The sequence below is a fragment of the Myxococcales bacterium genome (assembly GCA_016720545.1).
In the GTDB taxonomy this organism is placed as follows: domain Bacteria; phylum Myxococcota_A; class Polyangia; order Polyangiales; family Polyangiaceae; genus JAAFHV01.
This window is the reverse complement of the sequence record JADKKK010000001.1, coordinates 207622-227710: the sequence shown is the minus strand read 5'-3', so window position 1 is coordinate 227710 and position 20089 is coordinate 207622. Positions and strand designations below refer to the sequence as shown.

At 74.6% G+C, this 20089-nt stretch carries 15 protein-coding genes; 9 read left to right on the top strand and 6 right to left on the bottom strand.

Translation table 11 applies throughout. The features are described 5' to 3' along the window. Nucleotides 1-38 precede the first annotated feature (38 nt). Nucleotides 39-1106, bottom strand: a complete 1068-nt coding sequence (locus IPQ09_00940; protein MBL0192786.1) for a PD40 domain-containing protein — start codon at nt 1104-1106, stop codon at nt 39-41. A 168-nt stretch (nt 1107-1274) separates the two neighbouring features. On the opposite strand from IPQ09_00940, the gene IPQ09_00935 reads away from it, so the two are divergent. The 4 genes from IPQ09_00935 to IPQ09_00920 all read left to right on the top strand — a co-directional run bounded on the left by IPQ09_00935 (nt 1275) and on the right by IPQ09_00920 (nt 4749). Then, entirely contained in the window at nt 1275-2753 is a 1479-nt protein-coding gene (locus IPQ09_00935; protein ID MBL0192785.1) for a serine/threonine protein kinase, read from the top strand. A 1-nt stretch (nt 2754) separates the two neighbouring features. Continuing rightward, entirely contained in the window at nt 2755-3744 is a 990-nt protein-coding gene (locus IPQ09_00930; protein MBL0192784.1) for a hypothetical protein, read from the top strand. A 2-nt stretch (nt 3745-3746) separates the two neighbouring features. After that, the gene (locus tag IPQ09_00925) at nt 3747-4253 is read left to right on the top strand and encodes a hypothetical protein (protein MBL0192783.1); all 507 of its coding nucleotides are present in this window, start codon (nt 3747-3749) and stop codon (nt 4251-4253) included. A 262-nt stretch (nt 4254-4515) separates the two neighbouring features. Next, nucleotides 4516-4749: a hypothetical protein gene (locus IPQ09_00920; protein ID MBL0192782.1), complete on the top strand. Its 234-nt coding sequence runs from the start codon at nt 4516-4518 to the stop codon at nt 4747-4749. A gap of 98 nt (nt 4750-4847) precedes the next feature. On the opposite strand, the gene IPQ09_00915 is transcribed toward IPQ09_00920, so the two are convergent. Continuing rightward, nucleotides 4848-7346 carry a hypothetical protein gene (locus tag IPQ09_00915; GenBank protein ID MBL0192781.1) on the bottom strand — a complete coding sequence of 833 codons (2499 nt, stop codon included), beginning with the start codon at nt 7344-7346 and terminating at the stop codon, nt 4848-4850. A 218-nt stretch (nt 7347-7564) separates the two neighbouring features. Here IPQ09_00915 and IPQ09_00910 point away from each other — a divergent pair, with 218 nt between their 5' ends. Continuing rightward, entirely contained in the window at nt 7565-9472 is a 1908-nt protein-coding gene (locus IPQ09_00910; protein MBL0192780.1) for a hypothetical protein, read from the top strand. A 110-nt stretch (nt 9473-9582) separates the two neighbouring features. Here the strand turns inward: IPQ09_00910 and IPQ09_00905 are convergent, their stop codons facing one another. Continuing rightward, nucleotides 9583-10257 (bottom strand): hypothetical protein, encoded by a 675-nt coding sequence (locus IPQ09_00905; GenBank protein ID MBL0192779.1) that lies wholly within the window; start codon nt 10255-10257, stop codon nt 9583-9585. 55 nt (nt 10258-10312) lie between these two features. Beyond that, the gene (locus tag IPQ09_00900) at nt 10313-11359 is read right to left on the bottom strand and encodes a PEGA domain-containing protein (GenBank protein MBL0192778.1); all 1047 of its coding nucleotides are present in this window, start codon (nt 11357-11359) and stop codon (nt 10313-10315) included. A gap of 150 nt (nt 11360-11509) precedes the next feature. Here IPQ09_00900 and IPQ09_00895 point away from each other — a divergent pair, with 150 nt between their 5' ends. After that, nucleotides 11510-12406 carry a trypsin-like serine protease gene (locus tag IPQ09_00895; protein MBL0192777.1) on the top strand — a complete coding sequence of 299 codons (897 nt, stop codon included), beginning with the start codon at nt 11510-11512 and terminating at the stop codon, nt 12404-12406. A gap of 138 nt (nt 12407-12544) precedes the next feature. Further along, nucleotides 12545-15232 carry a hypothetical protein gene (locus tag IPQ09_00890; protein MBL0192776.1) on the top strand — a complete coding sequence of 896 codons (2688 nt, stop codon included), beginning with the start codon at nt 12545-12547 and terminating at the stop codon, nt 15230-15232. 159 nt (nt 15233-15391) lie between these two features. Here the strand turns inward: IPQ09_00890 and IPQ09_00885 are convergent, their stop codons facing one another. Together IPQ09_00885 and IPQ09_00880 are read right to left on the bottom strand one after the other, a co-directional pair. Continuing rightward, the gene (locus IPQ09_00885; GenBank protein ID MBL0192775.1) at nt 15392-16882 is read right to left on the bottom strand and encodes a protein kinase; all 1491 of its coding nucleotides are present in this window, start codon (nt 16880-16882) and stop codon (nt 15392-15394) included. Nucleotides 16883-16971: 89 nt separating this feature from the next. Then, nucleotides 16972-18789 carry a hypothetical protein gene (locus tag IPQ09_00880; protein MBL0192774.1) on the bottom strand — a complete coding sequence of 606 codons (1818 nt, stop codon included), beginning with the start codon at nt 18787-18789 and terminating at the stop codon, nt 16972-16974. Between the two features lie 169 nt (nt 18790-18958). On the opposite strand from IPQ09_00880, the gene IPQ09_00875 reads away from it, so the two are divergent. After that, nucleotides 18959-19408, top strand: coding sequence for a hypothetical protein (locus IPQ09_00875; GenBank protein ID MBL0192773.1), 450 nt, complete (start codon nt 18959-18961; stop codon nt 19406-19408). Nucleotides 19409-19501: 93 nt separating this feature from the next. Continuing rightward, a complete protein-coding gene (locus IPQ09_00870) occupies nt 19502-20089 on the top strand; it encodes a hypothetical protein (protein MBL0192772.1) in 588 nt (195 codons plus the stop codon).

The window sequence follows — 20089 nt, the reverse complement described above, 5'->3', positions numbered from 1 at the left end:
CGCGCCGGGTTCGGCGCGCGTCGCGGTGGCCGTCGACCTCAGGGAGTGGCGGTGACGGTGGCGATCTCCTGGTTCTGAGACCCGCCGATCGACCGGGTGGCGACGAGCGTGTCGCACTTGTCGGCGACGCCCACGAGCCAAGCGGGAATGGCCGATCTCGTCAGGTCCGTCGTGAACTCGTCCCCCGTGTTCGCTCGCGTGAACACCCGTGTGGTGAACGCGTCGAACACGAACGCGGTCAGGCCGTCGTACGACAGCGCGGAAATCGACGAATACCGGGCGAAATTGGAGAGGTCCCCCTCGAGGCGCTTCGCCTGAGGGAACGGCGACAGGACGTCCGCGCGGCGCGACTGGTAGGTGCCCGCGACGCCCGGGTTCGTCGAGTTGCGAGAGAACGCCAACGTTAGCCCGTCGCCCGACAAGACTGGACTCGTGATGGTGCTGTCGTTGGGCGGCGGAAGCAGGGGGTTCAGGGTCGCGAACGGGCCGCCCGTCGGCGCGAACGTGACCGCCCCGGTGCTAAGGTTCGCGTCGCCATACAGCAGGACGTTCTTCGAGCTCACGAAGACGACGTGGCGTCCGTCGCTCGTGAGGTGACCGCCGCGACTCCCGTCGACCTCGGTCAGGTTCGCCGCCGGAATCTCGGCCACGGCGTATCCCCCCGCCGTCTTCTTCGCGAACGCGTAGCCGGCTGCCGTGCGGCTCGGGGAGAAAAACATGAACGACCCGTCGTTGGCGAGGCCATAGCTGCCCTCGCCTTGGCCCGCGACGCTCACGACGCTGGGAGAGGCTGCGGGGCCCGGCGCGATGTCGGCGCCCAGCGTGAACCTCACGCCGCACACCGGCTCGCACCGTCCGTTGGCGCCGAGCCTGGAGTGCGGACACGGGTTCGCCGCGTCGGCTGCGTCGACGGGCGGCGCCGCGTCGACGGGCGGCGCCGCGTCGACGGGCGGCGCGTTCGTGTCGGCGCCGGCCTCGAGGCCGGGCGCCGTCGCGTCGAGCGGCGGCGCGGCGTCGGCGCCGACGACCGGATCGGAGCCGACGCAGGCGGCGAACGAGGTCAACGAGGCGATGAAAATAAACGTAGGCACCACGGATCGCTTCAAGACGTACCTCCCGAGACCTGGCCACTCACGCGATGGACGAGAGAATAGCACCGTTCAACGACGACGGCGGAGCGCTCAACTTGGCGGCCGACGGGGATCGCGTCGCGGCCCGCCGCGCACCCCACGCGGCCCTTTGCGGCTCCCCTCCCGTCGTGGTTAGTTTGTCGCGTGGAAGCCCCTCTTCGGCCCGGAGACCTCGTTGACGGCGTCTACGTCGTCGAGCGACTGCTCGGGCAGGGCGGGATGGGGGCCGTCTTCGTGGCGCGGGAGCCCGAGCTCGATCGGCGCGTGGCCGTGAAGGTGCTGCTCGGCGAGGGGCGGGGCGGCGAGGCCGCTGCGCGCTTCGAGCGCGAGGCGAGGGCGGTCGCCGCGCTCCAGAGCGACCACGTGGCGCGCGTGTTCCGCGTCGGCTGCCTCGCGAGCGGCGCGCCCTACATGGCCATGGAGCTGCTCGAAGGCGAGGACCTCGCGGCGGCCCTCGCGCGGCGAGGTCCGCTCCCGAGCGGCGAGGTGATCGCCCTCATGCTGCAAGCCTGCGAGGGCCTCGCCGAGGCGCACGAGCGGGGCATCGTGCACCGCGATCTGAAGCCCGCCAACCTCTTCCTCGCCCGTCGACCCACCGGGGCCACCGCGCTGAAGATCCTCGATTTCGGCATCGCGAAGGCCACGACGCCGACCCCGCTCACCGCCACGCGCGCGTTCCTCGGCACGCCGCTGTACATGTCCCCCGAGCAGATCAACGACGTGCGCTCGGTCGACGCGCGCACGGACGTGTGGGCCCTTGGGGTGGTGATGGTCCAGCTGCTCACGGGCGAGCTGCCGTTCCTCGCCACGTCCCTGCCGGATCTGAGCGAGCTCATCTTGCACGGTCGCCCGCGGCCCCCCTCCGCGTCGTGCCCCGGCCTCTCTCCCGCGCTCGAGGCGGTCGTGCTGCGGTGCCTCGAGAAGGACCCCGCGGCCCGCTACGCCGGCGCGAGCGAGCTCGCGGCGGCGCTGGCGATGACGGCGTACTCGCCCGCTCCCCGGCCTGCGCCGGCGGCCCCGGAGGTGCGCGACGCGACGTCGCTCGCGTTCGGCGCCACGCTGCCGCTCGCCCCCGCGGACGGGCCTGCGCGGGCTCCTGTCCCGAACGCCGCGGTCGCCGCGGTCGCCGCGAGCGCGGTGCCCGTGCCGGCCGACGAGCCGCACGTCTGGCCGGGGGAGCGCGACGAGCCCCGCGCGCGGCCCCTTCGGGGCCCCCTCTCGCTCGCCGCGGGCGCAGCGCTCCTCGCGGGGCTCGCGGGGTTCGCGGCACGCCACGTGGCGCGCGGGCCTGGGGCGGGGGAGCCGCCTGCGCTCGAAGCCCCCGGGGTCGCTTCGGCCGCCGTGGCCGCCCCTTCGGCCCCCCCGCGCTCGGGCGAGGCGCCGCCCGCCGTGAGCGCGCCCGCCAGCGAGCGACCCGCGCCTGGTGCGCCCGTCGTCCCCGCCGCCGCCGCCGCCGCCGCCGCGAGCGCGCGACCCTCGTCAGCGCGCGTCCCAGGCGCTGGGAAGCCGGCCTCCGTGCCTCTTCCGCCTCCTCCGCCAGCCGCGCCTGCGCCCGCGCCTGCGCCCGCGCCTGCGCCTGCGCCCGCGGGGCCGGGTAGCCTCATGCCTGCCACGAGGAACTGAAATGCCGAGACGTTCTCCTCAGCTGGCCCTCGTGATCTCCCTCGGGCTCTGCGCAGGTGTCGCGCGCGCGCAGACGACGGCCGCGGCCGAGTCGCTCTTTCAGCGGGGACACGACCTGTTCGAGGCCAAGCGCTACGCCGAGGCTTGCCCGCTGTTCGCCGAGAGCTTCCGCCTCGACCCCGTCAGCGGCGCGCAGCTCGCGCTGGCCTCGTGCCACGAGGCGGAGGGCAAGCTCGCGAGCGCGTGGTCGGAGTACCTCGAGGTCTCCGCGCGGGCCACGCGCGAGGGGCGCGCCGATCGCGCGGCCGCCGCGAAGGAGCGCGCCGAGGCGCTCGAGCCCCGGCTCGCGCGGCTCGTGGTGTCGGTGGGGCCGGACGTGAAGGCGACGCCGGGCGTGGTCGTGCGCCGCGACGGCGTGGTCGTCACCGCCGGCTACGGCGTCGAGATCCCTGTCGATCCGGGCGAGCACTCGGTGGAGGTGACCGCGCCCGGTCGCGCGCCCTTCGCGTCGCGCGTGTCGCTCCGCGAGGGCGAGACGCGCCTCGTCGCGGTGCCCGCGCTCGCCGCGCTGGCCAGCCAACCGGCCGCGCCGCGTCAGCTGGCCCCCGACCGCCCAACAGAGGGCCCCGCCGAGCCGGCGCAGACCTCGCCGCTCCGCACGGTCGCCTTCGTCGCCGCGGCCGCCGGGGTGGTGACCGCGGGGGTGGGTGGCTACTTCGGTGTCCGAGCCATTTCCAAGAACCGCGAGTCCCTCGACTCGGGCGGCTGTCGTGGGAACGTGTGCAACGCCGCGGGCAAGGCCCTCCGCGAAGACGCGCTCGCCGCGGGGAACGTGTCCACCGTGCTCTTCGTCGTCGGCGGGGTCCTCGCGGCGGGCGGCCTGACGCTGCTCTTCACGAACGGCTCGTCCCGCGGCGGAAGGCCGAGCGCCTCGCTCGCGCCCGCCTGCTCGCCGGACGGCGCAGGCGCGTCGCTCCAGGGGAGCTTCTAGCCATGGTCCGAGCCCGGAGCCACGTGATCGCTCTGCTGGTGCTGCTGCCTGGGCTCGCCTGCAACCAGATCGTCGGCATCGAGGCGCCGGTCGACGAGGCGCCGCCGGTCGCGCTGGCCACGGGGCCGGCTGCGTTCGTGGGCCGCTGGCGATCGGACGCGCCTCCCCCGCGCGACCACCTGACCCAGTGCCGCGCCAGCGCCGACTTCGCGTTCAACGGCACGTACACCTTCGATCTGGTCGATCTCGGCAACGGCCAGGTGAAGGGCACGAACGCCGACTCCCCGGCGTGCCAGATCACCCTGAGCACGAGCGGCGCGGTGGGCACCCTCGTGGCGCCGTCGTCGTGCACGTTCTCGGCTTCGCTCACGATCACCTACAACGCCGCCACGTTCACGCTCAGCGCGGCGGGTGTGGGCGTCCTAGAGCTCGGGGGTGACGCGAGGGTGCCGGACGACGCGTGCAAGTACGACGGCAGGTTCACCCTCCGTCGCCTCGCGAGCCCTTGAGGCGCCCACGGGGAGTGTGCCCCTTCGGTGGCACATTCCCACGGAACGCCGGCCTGAAGGCCGGCGCACGGAGCGCCCCGAGGGAGACCCGCTCAAAGCCCGCCGGGCGGGCTCCCCTCGCCGTCGCGCGGGCGCGCGGCCAGTGCTCGGCCGCGGGCCCACGCGAAGAGGCCCCGTCTCGCTCGAGACAGGGGGGGCCGCCGGTGTGCAAGTCGCTGTGCGAGGCGTGCGAGCCCGAGTTGGGGCGCGGGGAGGATCGGCGGTGAGCACGGGCCCCGACTTTCTCAACGGGGCGAAGCTGAGCGAGATCTACTGGCTGGAAGAGCGATCCGGCTTCACGACGATCACCAGAGGATCAGACAGCGAGCAACTGCGCGCCCTAGCGGAAAGAGGGCGACCTTCCTGGGCAACTGTGGAAGCAGGGCCTGTTCACCGGAGTACACCCCAGATGACGGCGGAGGTCGTGTTCATGCTTGAAGAGCGCTCGATCGAATAGCGCGCACGCGCGACGCCCCACGCTGCGTGGGCACCCCGCACCCCGAGCCCTCCCCGCGCAGGTCGAGAAGGAGGCTCGCGGGATCGGTTCGTCGCTCATCACACGTCCTCCGTCGGTGCGCCCTCCGTGAACCGCGCTGCCAGCTCCCCGAGCGCGCCCAGGGGGAGCGCCCCGCCGACGAGCGCGCGCAGCTGCGCGGCCTCTTCGGGCGAGAGCGGCGCGTCCGGAATGAGGAGGGAGCGCGGGCCGAGCGCGCGCGGCGTGGTCGACTCCACGCCGAGGTCGCGCCACGCGCGGCTCCAGCTGTCGCCGAGGCTCTTCAAGACGGCCCTCGCGATCTCGGCGCGGGCGGCGGGGCGCGACACCGAGCCGCGGAGCGCGACCGGCACGTCGACGCGGCCTAGGAGGGCGGCGGGGAGCGCGTAGAGGGCTCGCTGCGAGAGCCACGCGCGGTCCACCACCAGCGCGAGCTCCGCCCGGAGCTGGCCTTCGGCGCGGGCCTCCCCGCGAGCGCTCGCGCGGAGGCCCGGGACGCTCGCGCGGAGCGAGCGCACGCAGAGCGCGCCGCCCTCGAGCACGGCGTGCGCCTCGAGTGGGCCGTCGCCCTCCGTGGGCACCGGGGGCAGCCCCACGCGGTCGAGGCTCGCCGTGGCTCGCGTGAGGAAGGCGTAGCGCGGCGCCTCGACCCTCCCGCGGAGCTCGCCTCGCGCGTGCGCGAGTCCGGCGCCGGTGAGCGCGATCCACCCGTGCGCGAACGCGCGTCCATCGAGCGGGGCGCCCTCGGGGAAGAGCTCGCCTCGCCCGAGGCGAACGTCGTGGCAGACCATGTGCACGCGCGCCTGCGGAGCCTCACCCCCGAAGGTCGCGACGCCTGCGGCCCGAACCACACCGCGCCCGACGCGCGCGTCGAGCTCGTCGAAGGCGAGCCATGTGGGCGCGAGGTGTGCCCGCACCGACATCGGTCCCAAGGTCAGCGCGCGGCCCTGGTAGGTGAGCGTGGCCGAGGAGAGCGCGCACGTGCCCGCGGTGGAAGCGCTGTCGCGCGCGGTCGTGGAGCCGAGGAGCGCGAGATCGAGCATCAGCGGCTCGCCCGAGAGCGTGAGGCCAGGAGCCCATCCCGCGCGATCGAGGAGCGCGGTCGCGTGCGCGAGCGCGACGTGGCCGAGCACGCGCGAGGCGCGGTGCAGCCCGCTGTGCTGGTCGAGGTGCACGACGACGCGGGTGCCCTCGCCCTCGAGCGTGAGCTCGGCCAAGAGCGCGTCGGGCGCCGGCCGGGCCTCCAGCGTGATCGAGAGGCCCCGTGGGACGACGATCGCGCCGGGCGGCGAGGGCTCGCCCGAGACCACGAGCGGGGGCATCCCGGGGTCCATCGCGGCGAGGCGCGGCAAGAGCTGCGCGCGGGCCTCCCGCACGTGGAGCGAGAGGACGCCGTCCGCGTGGCGCGCGAACGACAGGGCGCCGCCGTCGAGGGACGCCTCGAGGCGCACATCCGGGGCGCGGACGGGGCCGTCGAGTACGAGCCGCGGACGGTCGAGCGGGAAGGAGGCGCCGTCGAGATCGACCGTGATCGCGGCTGCGTCGAGCTCGGCGTGGAGGCGGCCCGCGTCGAGCGTGACGACCCCCGAGACCGGCGCGCCGTGGAGCGCCGTACGGCTCGTGCGCACCCCCGCGTTCGCGAGATCGAGCGCCAGCTGGATCGCGAGCTGGATTGTCGCCGGCGCGAGCTCACGCACCGTCGCGTGGATAGCGGCCCCGAGCTCGGCCTCGAGGTTGACGCGGCCCCCGCCGTTGGGCTCGAGCTCCGCGCGGAGGTCCACGCGCCCGCCGTGGACGCGCGCCTCGCACCGCGCGCGCTCGAGGCGGAGGTGGGGGAGAAAGCGCCGCTGATGGGGGGCCCGCAGCGCGGCGCCTACGGCGGTGAGGGTGAGCCGCCCGTCCGGGAGCGCGCCGTGGCCGATGCGCCCGTCGATGTCGAGCGCGACCTGCACCGCCAGCTCGCGCGGGTCGATCGGGAGTGAGGCGAGGGGCGCGAGCGGGAGATCGCTGAGCGCGAGGCGACCCGACAGCCCACCCGCGACGCGCGGCGCTGCGCCGAGGCCCAGCGCGAGCCACCCCCGGAGATCGGTGCGCGCGCCCGACAGGCGGAGCTCGCCAAGGGTCACCTCGATCGCGCTCGCCTTCACGGCGGTCGAGAGCGAGAGGCCCGCGCCCTCGAGGAACGCGTGGCCGTCGACCCAGCGCTCGGTCCGCCCGCTGGGGTGGAAGCGAAGGACCGCGCGGAGGGGCGCGAGCGGGGCGGGGGGGAGGACCTCGACGGTCGCGTCGATCGCCTCGAGGCACAGCTCGGGCTCGTCGCGCACGAGCCAGCCCTGGGGGCGGAGCCCGAAGATCACGCGCCGCGCCACGACCCGCACTTCGCCGCCTGGGGCCCTCTTCGAGAGCGTCACCTCGTCCAGCGTGGCGCGGGAGCCCTCGAGGGTGACCGGTCCGACCGTGACGTCGCAGGGGAGCTCGCGCAGCGCGCGGAGCACCGCCTCGCGCAGCCGGTGCGCGAGCGGCTCGGAGAGCGGCGCGAAGAGGTCCCGGAGCGGCGCCATGGACGAAGCGTACGTGCGACCCGGCCGCTCGTCTCGGGGGGTGTGGCCGCGGTGCATGCGTCCGGGCACCAAGCTCCGCCGCGCGCACGGCGCGAGCGCGGGCCGCGCGCAAGAGAGTTGGTCTGCCGGGGCGTCCCGCGCTACGCTGCTGGACCGGCCTACGGGTCGCGGCGTCCACGCCGCGCCGGGCCACAGGAGCGGGCCCGGACCGAACGCACATGCGCAAAAACAAGCTTCATTCCAAGGGCGGCGCCGCCGGCGCCTCGCCGGCCGCGCGGGTCGCCACGTCTGCCGTCTTCGTGCTGGGTCTGGCCGGGTTGACCTCCTCGGCGGGCGCCGGGTGCGGGCGCTCGAGCCTCGAGGACGCCATCCTCGATGGAGGCGTCACGGCCGACGCGCGGGTCGACGGGGCGCCCGACGCCTCTCCCGACGCGGGCACCTGCGGTCCGAGCACCTGCCCCACCGGTTGCTGCGACGCGCGCGGGGTGTGCCGGGTGGGCACCGATGTGCAAGCCTGCGGAAACCTTGGTGGAAAGTGCGCCGATTGCGTCGCCACGGGCTTCGACACCTGCGACGCGACGCGCAAGGCGTGCGGCAAGAAGGTGGCCACGTGCGACGCCACGACCTGCGGCGCGGGCTGCTGCGTGACCACGGCGGGCGCCTCGGTGTGCCTCCCGGGCACCGACGCGCTCGCGTGCGGCACGGGGGCGGGCGCCTGCGTCGACTGCGGGTCGAAGGGGCAGGCGTGCGATCCCAAGCTCCGCGTGTGCGGCGGCACGACGTGCGACGCGACGAACTGCAACGGCTGCTGCGTCGGCGACAAGTGCCAGGTCGGCACCGACGGCACCGCCTGCGGCGCCAAGGGCCAGGCGTGTCAGAACTGCACGGCCCAGGGCACCACGTGCGGCCCGATCCCGGGCGGCGGCGGGCTCTGCGAGGGCATCGGCCGCTGCGGTCCGATGAACTGCGGCGGCTGCTGCGACGCGCGCGGCACCTGCACCGAGGGCATCGACAGCACCTCGTGCGGGCGAGGCGGCGAGGCGTGCAACGACTGCACGCCGCGCGGACAGGTCTGCGCGCCGCGCGAGCAGCCCAACGGGCGCACCTGCGTCACGCCCCCGGCCTGCGGTCCGGCGAACTGCGCCGGGTGCTGCATTGGCGACGCGTGCACGGCGGGCGACCAAGACACGGCGTGCGGCGCGAAGGGGGACCAGTGCCTCAACTGCGCCGGCACCGGCCAGACCTGCGGCGCCGGCGGCCTCTGCGGCGGCGCGCCCACCTGCGGCCCCGCGAACTGCGCCGGATGCTGCGACGGGAACACCTGCGTGCCGGGCACCGACGCGGCCACCTGCGGCGCGCGAGGCCAAGCGTGCCGTGACTGCGGCGCCGGCACCTGCAACCCCGGCGGCGTCTGCTCGGCGCCCGCGTGCTCGGCCGCCAACTGCCCCGGCTGCTGCCAGGGCGATAGGTGCCTCGCGGGTTTCACGAACCGAGCCTGCGGCTCTGCGGGCGCGGTCTGCGGCGACTGCGCGGCCACCGGCACCACCTGCAACACGGTCGCCGTGCCCCGCGTCTGCGGCGGCGCCGCCACCTGCCCCGCGCCGTACCCCGCGTGCCCCGCCGGTGTCTCGCAGCCCGTGCTCCGCCAGGGCGCCAGCGCGTGCTCCGCCGCCGCTCTGTCCGATGCCGCGGCCGCGTGCGCGGGTGGCCATGACACGCCGCCTTGCGTCGCTTACTACGCGTTCCTCGCGGCCACCGAGCCCGGCTGCGGGACCTGTATGGCGAACTTTCAGTCGCCGTTCTTCGATCCGAACCTCCCGTCGCTCGGCAAGGGCCTCGCGGCGTGTGTCTCGCCCTTCGTGAACGCCGGGTGTCTGCGCAACCTCGGCTGCGCCGCCGACTGCCTCGGCACCAGCTGCGGCGCGTGCCCCGCGGGCGCTGGCGACGCCTGCAAGACCAGCACGACCCGGCCCGGCGGACAGTGCGCGACCAGCTCCACCCAGGCGGCCCAGTGCGCGCTCCCGGCGCTGCTTGGTGGGGCGGCGGCCTTCTGCAACCCTGCGACCTACGGGCTCAACTACGGCCGGTGGCTGCAGGCGGTCGGCACCCGCTTCTGCGGCCCCTGAGCCCTCGGAAACGACAGTGGGCGCGAGCGGGGCGCGACGCGCGACGCGGGGCGCCCCGTCGGGCGCGACGCCGGCGCGTGTCCGGGCGCATCGCCCGGGGACGCCGCGAGTCAGCGGCTCGGTGTGAGGAGATCGGGCCACGCGGAGAAAGCGCGCTCGAGCGCTTCTCGGCCCTCGCGGGGGTCGCGCGCGGGCACACCCGGAGGTCGCGGCCCCGCATCGGGCTGGGGAGGGCCCCCGTCGGGCCGCGGAGGCGTGCCCGCGTCGCGCCCGGGCGTCCCGGGGAAGCCGGGCAGCCCGCCGCCGAGCTGTCCGAGCACCTCGCCGCAGTCCGGCCCGCACTTGCCGGTCACGCACTGAAAGATCGACAAGAGCTGGAGCGCGCCGGCGGGCGAGGTCTTCGCGCATCCGAGGATGCAGGCCGGGTCGAGCGAGGCGCCGCACGTCGCGAGGACACACTGGAACGCCTGCTGGCAGGTGGGGTTCGTGACGCACGCCAGAATGGGCTGACCGCACTCGGTGGCCAGGCAGAGGCCGCAGTCCACGATGGGAGGCAGATCGGGACCGATCCGGCCGTCCGCGCCGCCGTCCGACGGGAGGGGGACGGGGATCGGCGTCGGCGTCGTGCTCCCGTCACCCGTCGACGCGTCGGACGCGCTCCCGTAGGGCGTGTCGTCGAGCGGGCCGCGGCTCCCGCAGGCGGCCGCGGTGATCGCGGCGACGAGCGCGGGGAGCAGCGCGGGGAACAGCCGGTCGGCTGCGGCGTGGCGTGAGCGCTTTTTCATGGCGGGGGCACCCTAGCACTCGCGGGGCGTGCGCGCTCGGCGGCGCGCCGCGGCGTCAGAACGTCCCAGCGCACTGGAGGCTGAGACCCGCGGGCGCGCACGCGGCTCTGGGAGCGGTGGACGCCTTCGGGCTCGAAGCGAACACCACGAGGCCGAGCCCGCCGACCGCGAGGACTCCAGCGCCCACGAACGAGGCGACGCCCACCGTCCGCCAGGTCGCCTCGGCGTCGAGGATCGACTGGCACGCCGCGGGCTGGCCCGGCTTGTCCACGCCGGGGCAGTCGGTGCGGTCGTTGTAGCGGCCGGTCTGGACCTCGCGGATGAGGAACGACACGCCGCCGAAGACCGCCGCGCCGCCTGCCACGCCGAGCAGCGCCCAGCCGACGGTGCGAGGCACGTTGGTGGGGGTCGTGAGCACGAGCGGGGGAGGGGCCTCGCGGGGGCCGGTTCGCCCGGAGGCGGGCGGCGGAGGGGGCGGGAGCGGCGCCAGCGTGAAGGTCTCGCGCGCGAGGGCCTCGGTGGAGATCAGGACCGAGCGGGCGACGGGGTGGTAGCCAGGGGCCCGCACCTCGAGGCGACGCGGTCCTACTTCGATCCGCAGCGCGCTCGCCCGAGGCAGCGAGCTCGCCAGAGTCCCGTCGATGTACACCTCGGCGCCCGCGACGTTCGCGCGCACCTCGAGCGCACCCACGTGCTTCTGCACGACCGCGAGCGCGCCCTCGAGCGCCGCGCGGTTCTTCTCGATCCACGGATCGCCCTTCGCGGCGAGCGCCCCCCCGAGGTGCGCCTCGGCGAGCACCCACATGCCGAGCGCTTGCTCCGCGAGCGCGACCTGCGCCGTGGCCCGAGGGGTCTTCCCTTTGGCCTCGGCCTGCCGAAAGAGCTCGAGGGCCTGGTCGTCCTTGCCCTGCTCGCGGAGGGCGATCCCTTGGGAGATGAGCGTCTCGGCGTCGAGCTCGGCGGCGCGCGCCGTGCGGCCCACCGCGCCGAGCGTGCTGAGCGCGAGCACCACGAGCGCCAGGCGCGCCGCGCCCTGGAGGCGCCGCGCGAGCGTGCGCCGCGGGGGCGTGGGGGAAGAAGGAGGAGTCGCGGGCGGTCTCACGGGAGCGCAGCCTAGCAGCTGTCGGGGGCGGACCGGCGGCGTTCACATCGTCTCGACTCCCGCCGCGAACGGAATCGAAGGTCATCGAAGCCTGCGCTCGCGGCGTCGATAGTTGCCACGGCCCCGACCGATCCGCCGTACGCTAGGAGCGTGGAAAAACACGCTCATCGCGGCTCTTCGTGGGCGGGCGCTCGGGCGCTCGAGGTCCTCGCCCCGTGGGCGGCGCTCGCGCTCGCGGCCTTCGCCACGCCGGGCTGCGGCGGCCGCGTGGGCTTCGTGAACATGGAGCGCCCTGGGCTGTCGGGCACCGGCACGGTGGCGCCGACCGCCGCCGCCGTGGACCCCGACGAGGACGAGCCCGAGGGGGCCGAGCCCGAGCACCCGCTCGTGAGCACGAAGCAGGAGCGGGCCATGGTCCACGTCCACGCGGGCAACGTCGCGTGCGCCGGCGTGGTGCTCGGCCCGCGCCTCATCGGCACCACACGGCGCTGCTTCAAGCAGGAGGCGGGGGTGCACGCGCTCGATGCCGCCAAGAAGGACGACCAGGTGCGCGTCGAGATCGCGTCGGGCTCGCTGGCCTGGGCGCAGCGGAAGGCGTCGCACGTCGTCATCCCCGCGTGCAAGCGCCGCGACGTCGACCTCGTGGTCGTCGTGCTGAGCGAAGCGGCGCCCTGGGTCGTGCCGCTCGACCTCGCGAGCGCGCCCGGGCCGGACGCGAAGGTCGACGCCCTCGGCTTCGATCGCTGCGACGGCGGCAAGGAGGTGAAGCGCGCGCGGGTCATCGAGCGCGAGAACGGGCGGCTTACGATCGACCGCGCGCCGTGCGCCGGCGACATCGGCGCGCCCGTCGTCGAGACGTCCAGCGGGCGGCTGATCGGCATCCAGTCGCACCGCCGCGGCGGCATGAGCTCGCCCCGGCGCGAGACGGCGATCACCCGCTTCGACACCACCCCCGTGAGGGAGCTCATCGAGCAGGCGGGCCAGGTCGCAGGGGGCGCGGACGTCGCGACGATGAAGCCCGTCGCGTGCGGGAACACCGCGCCCTGACGCTTCAGGCTGCGAGAACGCCTCGCCCGGTCGAGTCCGGCCGCGCTGTCTCTTTGCGATCGAGCGCTCCACGCCTGCACGTCGCCCGGCAGGGTGGGCTAACGTGGCGACGGGCCTCCGTGGCGCGGGAGAGAGAGCATGAAGTTTCGTCGAGGCGTCGGGTGCGCCGTTCTTGTGGGCCTCGGGTGCGTCATTCCGAGCTGCGGCGACGCTCCGCGCTCCTTCGCGTCCGCGGAGGGCGACGCCGGGTCGCCCCACGCGACGGCCGCCGTGCTGCCCCAGTCGGCCACGGCCGCCCGTCGGCTCGCGGAGTTGGGCGCGCGCCTCCCTCTCGCCCGTCGCGCAGCGCGCTCTCGTCTCGGGCAGGTCGCGCAGGTCGCGATGCCAGACCCCACGCCCCGGCGCGTCGCCGTGGACCGCTTCGAGGTCGCCAGCGGGTCTGACGCGCTCCACGCGCGGGCCGTCATCACCCCCGAGGCGCGCGCGCAGGTCCCTCGCGCGGCGAGCGTCGCGCTGCCCCTCCGCGCGTCGGAGGAGGTGCTCCTCGAGGACGAGACCTCGCACGTCGCGCTCAGCTTTGCCCTGGAACGGGTGCATGATACACCCATCGAGGTGGCGGGCGACGTCGCGGTCTACCGCGGCGCGCTCGAGGGCGCCGACCTCGTGCACCACGTGAGCGCGGAGGGCACGGAGGACTTCGCCGTCTTCGAGAGCCGACCCGCCGTCGAGGAGCTCCGCTACTCGGTAGGGGTCGCCCGCGTCCCGGGGCTCCGCCTCGTGAGCAACACGCTCGAGTTCCTCGATGCTACGGGCGCGCCTGCCCTTCGCGTCGCGCCTCCATACCTCCTCGACGCGAAGGGGAAGCGCCACGAGGCGACGCTCGCGGTGAGCGGCTGCGCGTACGACACGAGCCCGGTTGGCCCCTGGGGCCGCCCGGTGGTCCGCCCGGGCGCGGCGCGCTGCACCGTGCGGGTCACATGGGGCGGCGGCGTCGCCTATCCCGCCGTCGTCGATCCGGTGTGGGGCGCGACGGGCTCGATGGTCACCGGCCGCGGTTTGCACACCGCGAGCGTGCTCGCGTCGGGTCGGGTTCTCATCGTGGGCGGGGCCGGCGACGGCGTGTTTGGCCTCGCGAGCGCGGAGCTCTATGACCTCGCGGGTGGCGTGGCCGGCGCCTTTGCCGCGACGGGCGCTCCGCTCGAGGGGCGGTTTGACCACACCGCCTCGACGCTTCCGTCCGGTAAGGTCCTCGTCGCTGGCGGCGCCCGGGCGGCGCCCACGCTTCCGACGTACCTATCGAGCGCCGAGCTCTACGATCCGGCGCTCGGCACCTTCGCTGCGACCGGGCGAATGAACACGCCGCGGTACCGCCACGCCGAGGCGGCCCTCCGCTCGGGCAAGGTGCTCATCACGGGCGGCTCCTCGTTCCCGGGGTCGGTTCGCTCGAGCGCCGAACTCTACGATCCCGCCGGCGACGGGGGGAGGGGCGCGTTCAGCTACACGGCGACCATGGGCGCAGCGCGCAACTTCCACCGCGCCACGATCCTGACGACGGGCAAGGTCCTCATCACCGGCGGCTCCGCCGAGGGGGTGTACCCGCTGGTCGCGGAGCTCTACGACCCGGCGGCGGACGCCTTCAGCGCCGCGGGGTCGATGTCCGTTGGGCGCGCGCTGCACACCGCCACGTTGCTCCCGTCGGACCGCGTGCTCGTGGCCGGTGGCTCGTCGTCGGAATCGACGTTGGAGGCCACGGCCGAGCTCTTCGACCCGGTCAGTGGCGGATTCAGCCCAGCGGGGCGCATGAGCAGCGTCCGCAAGAGCCACACGGCGACCGTGCTGCCCACGGGCAAGGTCCTCATCGCGGGCGGCGACCGAGGCAACTCCCTGTACCTCACCGCGGCCGAGGTCTTCGACCCCCGCGCTACGGGCGGAGGCTTCACGTCCGTCGGCTCGATGCTCGCCGCGCGCGGCGCGCACACCGCGAGCCTGCTGCCCCAGGGCCTGGTGCTGATCGTGGGCGGCGGTATCACCAACCCGGCCGCGGCGGAGCTGCTGCGTGGGACCGGCGGCGAGGCGTGCACCTCCAACGCGGCCTGCGCGACCGGCTTCTGCGTGGACGGCGTCTGCTGCGACGTCGCGTGCGACGGGGTGTGCGCCCGATGCGATCGGCCCGCGGCGCCCGGGGTCTGTGGGGCGGCGGAGCAGGGCGCTCCACCGTCGGGGTCCTGCGCGTACCTGTGCGACGGTGTGGCGGCGTCGTGCCCGTCGTCCTGCGCCGCCGACGCGGCGTGCGCCAAGGGCTTCTTTTGCGCGGCGGGCGCGTGCGTCGCTGGGCGGGCCCCGGGCGCAGCGTGCGCCTGCGCTGCCGGGGAGAGCTGCCGGGCGTGCGCCACCGGCTTCTGCGTGGACGGCGTGTGCTGCGACACGGCGTGCAACGGCACGTGCCAAGCCTGCGCCGCCGCGGTCAAGAGCTCCGGCGTCGACGACGGGATCTGCGGCACCGTCAAGGACGGCCTGCAGCGCGGGGAGGTCTTCTGCGGTCCCGGCGCCACGTGCGTGGACGACCACACCTCGAAGGACGCCTTCGGCGCGCGCGCGGAGTGTGCACCCTACAAGTGTTCCGGGAGCGGTGTCTGCGGCAAGTCCTGCGCGTCAAGCAACGACTGCGTGGCTCCCACGATCTGCGCCTCGAACGGTCGGTGCGTGGAGCCGAGCCCCGACGCCGGGTGTGCGGTTGCCGCGCCGGGCGCCGCGGCGCCCGGAGGCGTCGCGGGCATCGTCCTCGGCCTCGTGCTCGCGGGCTGGCGACGCCGTCGCCGTCGGTAGGCCAATCGATGGTTCAAGGGCGAGCGGGTGCGCCTCGTCGGGCGCCGTCGGGGGCGGGGCCGGAGGGCCGCCGGCGCCTGGGCGAAGGCAGACTGCCCGAACAGTGCGGTGGCCGTAGGCGCACCGGAACGAAGAGCGCAGGCGTAGGGGTCGAGCGGCTCAGTGCAGGATCGGGGAGCCGTTGACCTTGCCGCTCGCGGTGGGCGGCACGCGCGGGGCGGAGGCGGAGGGCGTCGTGGCGTGGGCCGTCGCGCTCGGCGCGGGCGTCGGCGGCGGCTTCCGGGCGGTCTGGCTCGGCGCGGCGCTCGCTACCGGGAGCGCCGAGAGCGCCACGAGTGGCACGGTCGGCTGAGCGGTCTCGCTGGGCCCCGCAGCCTGGCCGGCCTGCCCGCTCGATCTGGTCGTGGCGGCGGCCGAGGCCAGCGTCGGCTGCGACGCCGCCGGCGACGCCACGATCGGCGGCGAGGTGCGGCCGCCGAGGTGCACGCCCGCGAGCAGCAAGAGCCCCGCCGCGACCACGCCCCCGAAGGCCCACGCGAAGGTGCGGGTGCGCGCGCGCCTGCCGCTCTGGGTGTTGCCCCAGGTGCTCTGCGTGCTGCTCTTGTCCTCGCCGCGCTGCGCGCTGGCGATCGCGCTGGCGCCCCCGCCCGAGTCGGCGAGCGCGACCGCGGCGTTGCGCGCGGTGCTGAGCTCCGACGGCCCCGACGCGTCCGCTGTGTCGGAGAACGAGCGCCACGACCGGTGCGGCGCGCCCTTCTCGGCGCTCCGCGAGAACGGATCGAGCGCGTCGGCCAGGGCCGCGACGTTCGCGAAGCGCTCGTTCGGGTCCTTGGCGAGGCAGCGATGGACGATCTCCGCGAGCCCGGCGGGCAGCTCGGGCCTGTGCTCGGCGAGCGGGCTCTCCTTCTCGATCACCACCTTGAGGCACAGCTCGGTCACGGTCTCGCCGTCGAACGGCACCTTGCCGGCCAGCAGCTCGTAGAGGATGACCCCGAGGGCCCAGATGTCGCTGCGCGCGTCGACGCTGCGCGCCGAGCGCATCTGCTCGGGCGACATGTAGAGCGGTGAGCCGAGCACCGTCGCCGAGTCGGTGAGGTTCATCTGGCCCACGGCGGCGGCGCCCGTAGCTTTCGAGATCCCAAAGTCAAGAATCTTGACCAGTGGCGCCCCGTTCATCTTCCGGGCGACGAACAGGTTCTGCGGCTTGAGGTCCCGGTGCACGATGCCGGCCGCGTGCGCCTCGACGAGGCCCTCGCAGGCCTGCAGGACGAACTCGACGGCGTCGGGGACGGCGAGCGGCTCGCCGGCGCGCTTGCGCAGCACCGACAGATCGGTGCCCTCGAGCAGCTCCATCACGATGTAGGGAGCGCCGCTGTCGAGTCGCCCGACGTCGTGTACGCGCGTGATGTGCTCGCTCTTGAGCTGGGCCGTCGACCGCGCCTCGCGGAAGAACCGCTCGACCGACTGGCCGCCGAGCATGTGTGGCAGCACGAACTTGAGCGCGACGCGCTGCCCGAGGTCGGTGTGGGTCGCCGCCACCACGACGCCCATGCCCCCCGCGCCGAGGACACGATCGACGCGGTACTTGCCGGCGATGATGTCGCCGGAGCTCACGGGCGAGCGCTGGGCTTCGTCGAAGGAGAGGGGCACGGCGAGGCTCAGGGTAGCACTCCTCGGGCCGGCCGCGACGTGATCGCGCGCTGCGTCGGGCGCTCCGCCGCGACGCGGTGTCCTCGAGCTCAGGGACCGACGCCCCCGAACCCGAAGGCCTGCTCGAACGCGAAGTAAAAGTTCACGGGATCCACAGGCTTGGCGCCGGGGGTGAACGGCCCGCGATCCATCGGGAAGCCGAGGTCGGTGCGGAACACCGCGCGGTTCAGCTGGGGGAACAGGAACCGGAGCCCGCCGCCAAGCGACTGCTTGGGCCGCAGGCGATCGAACCCGTTCATCGTGTCGCCGACGTCGTAGAAGAGCACCCCGCCCACCAACACGGAGAGGATCTCGAGCGCGCGCGAGCGGTACTCGAGGTTCCCCACGACGAAGTCCTTCCCGTTGAAGAAGCTGCTCGGGTAGCCCCGGAGCCTCCCCTCGCCGCCGAGGAACGACTGGCGGTTCAGGTAGTTCTCGTAGCGGTTCGCCGCCGCGGCGCTGAACACGAGCCGGCCGAACCCGAGGCGCGGGGTCACCACGTGCAGGCCGCCCTCGATCGAGGCGTCCGACAAGCGCGTGTCGCCGCCGAGCTGCAGCTCGGTGGTCGACTCGATGGACGTGCGCACCATGCCGTCGCGGAGCGCCCATGTGTACTGTGCACCCAAATAGGCGCCGAGCAGGTCGCGCGTGGAGCCCAAGCCCTGGAGCACCGGGTAGAGGTGCACGTACACGTCGTGGCCGAGGCGGAAGTCCTCCTGGAGGCCGAGCGTGCGAAAGTCGGTCACGGTGAGGAAGTTCGTCGTGTACGCGTGGCCCTGCAGGAAGGGGCCGGAGCGCGTCTCGGCGATGGGCAGGTTCGCGCGCTCGAAGGCGGCGAGCTTCACGGGGTCGATGGGGCGGCCGTAGGCGGCGAGGCGCGCGGGGTCGACCTCGTTCTTGGCGACCGTGAGCCCGTAGCCGAACGACACGTCGAGCTTCTGGCGCCAGCCGAAGCTGCGCGTCGCGCTCGCCGTGCCGCCGACGCTGCGCGCGTTGTACTCGAAGGGCACGCCGGTGCGCGGGTCGATGAACAGCTTCGCCTGCGAGTAGCGCCGCACGACGCCCTGGCTCGCGTCCACGCCGGCGCCCCACGCCCACGGCGCGCGCGTGGAGTAGAGCGGCTGCGCCACCGAGGCCTTCGCCACGTAGCCCTCCGCCTCGCCCGAGCGCCGGTTGACGGTGACGCCGAGGTCGGCCGACGCGCCGATCCACGTGGTGCGGACGCGCGGCACTTTGTAGCCGAGGCCGAACGTGAGGCTCTCCGGCTTGTAGGTGAACTGCGTGCGCGCGGTGTGGTGGAGGCCGAAGAGGTTCGTCTCTTGCGGCACGATCGTGAGCGTCTCCAGGCCCCCCGAGGTGAGCGCGAGGTCGTAGCTGAGGCGGAGGCTCCACACGTCTTTCGTGATCACGAGCACGCGCACGTGCCGGTCGTCGCTCCCCTTCACCGCGAGCACGACGACGAGCGAGATCTGGAAGAGCCGGCGCATGTTGCGCTCGGTCTCGTCGGCGATGACCGTCGCGAAGGCCTCGCCAGGTCGCTGGAGCAGCTCGCGGCGGATGACGTAGTCCTTCGACGTGGTGTGGACGGCGTTCAAGAACGCGGGCGCCGGATCGCGCGGCTCGATCACCTCGAGGCGCACGATCTCGACCGACTCGATGATCTTGCCGTCGGGCCCGGGCTCCGCCACGAAGCCGGTGCGCTTCAGCGTGTCCGAGATCGTCGCCTGCTCGTAGGGCGAGTAGCCGGTGCGGGTCGACGAGGGCGGATCGGCGGCGCGCGCTTCACGCGGCGCGCCGAGCAGGGCGGCCAGGGTCGCCGCGACGAGGCGAGCGCGCGCGCCCCGCGGGACATGGCGTCGTAGAGACACGCGCCGATGCTACCCAGAAATCGCGCGTCGCGGCGCCCTCCACGCCCAGGCGGCGGCCGCGCGTCCTCCGCGCCGCCGCGGCGCGTGCGTGGAGGTAGGCGCGCGTAGGACAAAAGCGCCGAGCCTTCGTTGCCGGGAGGCGCCGGCGTGCCATACGCTGTGGATCCCCATGAGCTCGTTCAGAACGTTCCTTTTCGGAGGCCTCTTGGCCGGCCTCGCCGCGTCGATGGTGGCGGCCTGCGCCGGCTCTCCTGTCGTCACCGACGAGGAGTCCCCCGAGGGGACCGACGCGAGCACGACCACGAAAGACGGCGCGCCCGCGGCGTCTACGGCGCGCGACTCGCAGCCGCCGCCGCCCCCGCCGCCGCCCACCGACGCGTCCCCGCCGCCGATCGACGCGTCGAAGCCCGACAGCGCCGTCGGGGTTGACGCCGCGCCGCCGCCCGTCGACGCGGCCCCGCCGCCGGACGCGGGCCCCAGCCTGCCGCCTCTGTGTGACCTGTCGGACAGCGCCGTGGCCGCGAAAGGTTTCCTTCAAATCGCTCTCGGCGATATGCCGCCGTGTGACACCACGTGCCGCGGCTGCTGCTATCCGCTCCCGCCGTTCTGCGTGAAGTGAGGCCTGCGCGGTCGCGGTGAGCGCCCCCGATCTGCTCGTGCTCGGGGCCTTCCCCCCGGAGATCGCGCCGCTCGCGGGCGGCTGCCTCCGGGCGTGGTCGCGGCCACCTGCGGCGTCGGGCTCGTCGAGGCGTCGCTTGGGGCGGCCCACGAGCTCCGCGTGACCGGCGCGAAGAACGTCGTGTTTTTAGGTACTTGCGGCGCGTTTGAGGGCGCGGGGCTCGAGGTCCTCGACGTCGTAGCCCTCGCGCGGACGCGCCTCGCGAGCGCGGGCGTGGCGGCGGGGCTCGCGGCGCTCCCTGAGCCCATGGCTCGCGAGCTCGTGGCCGACGCCGCGCTCACCTCGGCCCTCGCGCCCGGGGTCGCCGCGGTCTCGGGCGTGACGACGCTCACGCTCACGGTCGACGACGAGGCGGCGCGCGCCCTGTCGCGCTCGACCGGCGCCGCGGTCGAGCACCTCGAGGCCTTCGCTGTGGGGCTCGCGGCCGAGCGGGCCGGCGCGCGCTTCGCGGCGGTGCTCGGCGTCGCGAACCTCGTGGGCGCCCGCGGCCGCGAGCAGTGGCGCGCGAACCACGCCGAGGCGTCGCGACGGGCGGCCGAGGCGCTCCTCCGGGGCCTCGCTGGCGGTTCGGGCGGGCATTGGCGCCTCTTGCTCGAAGGCCGGTCGCCGTCTAAGCTGTAG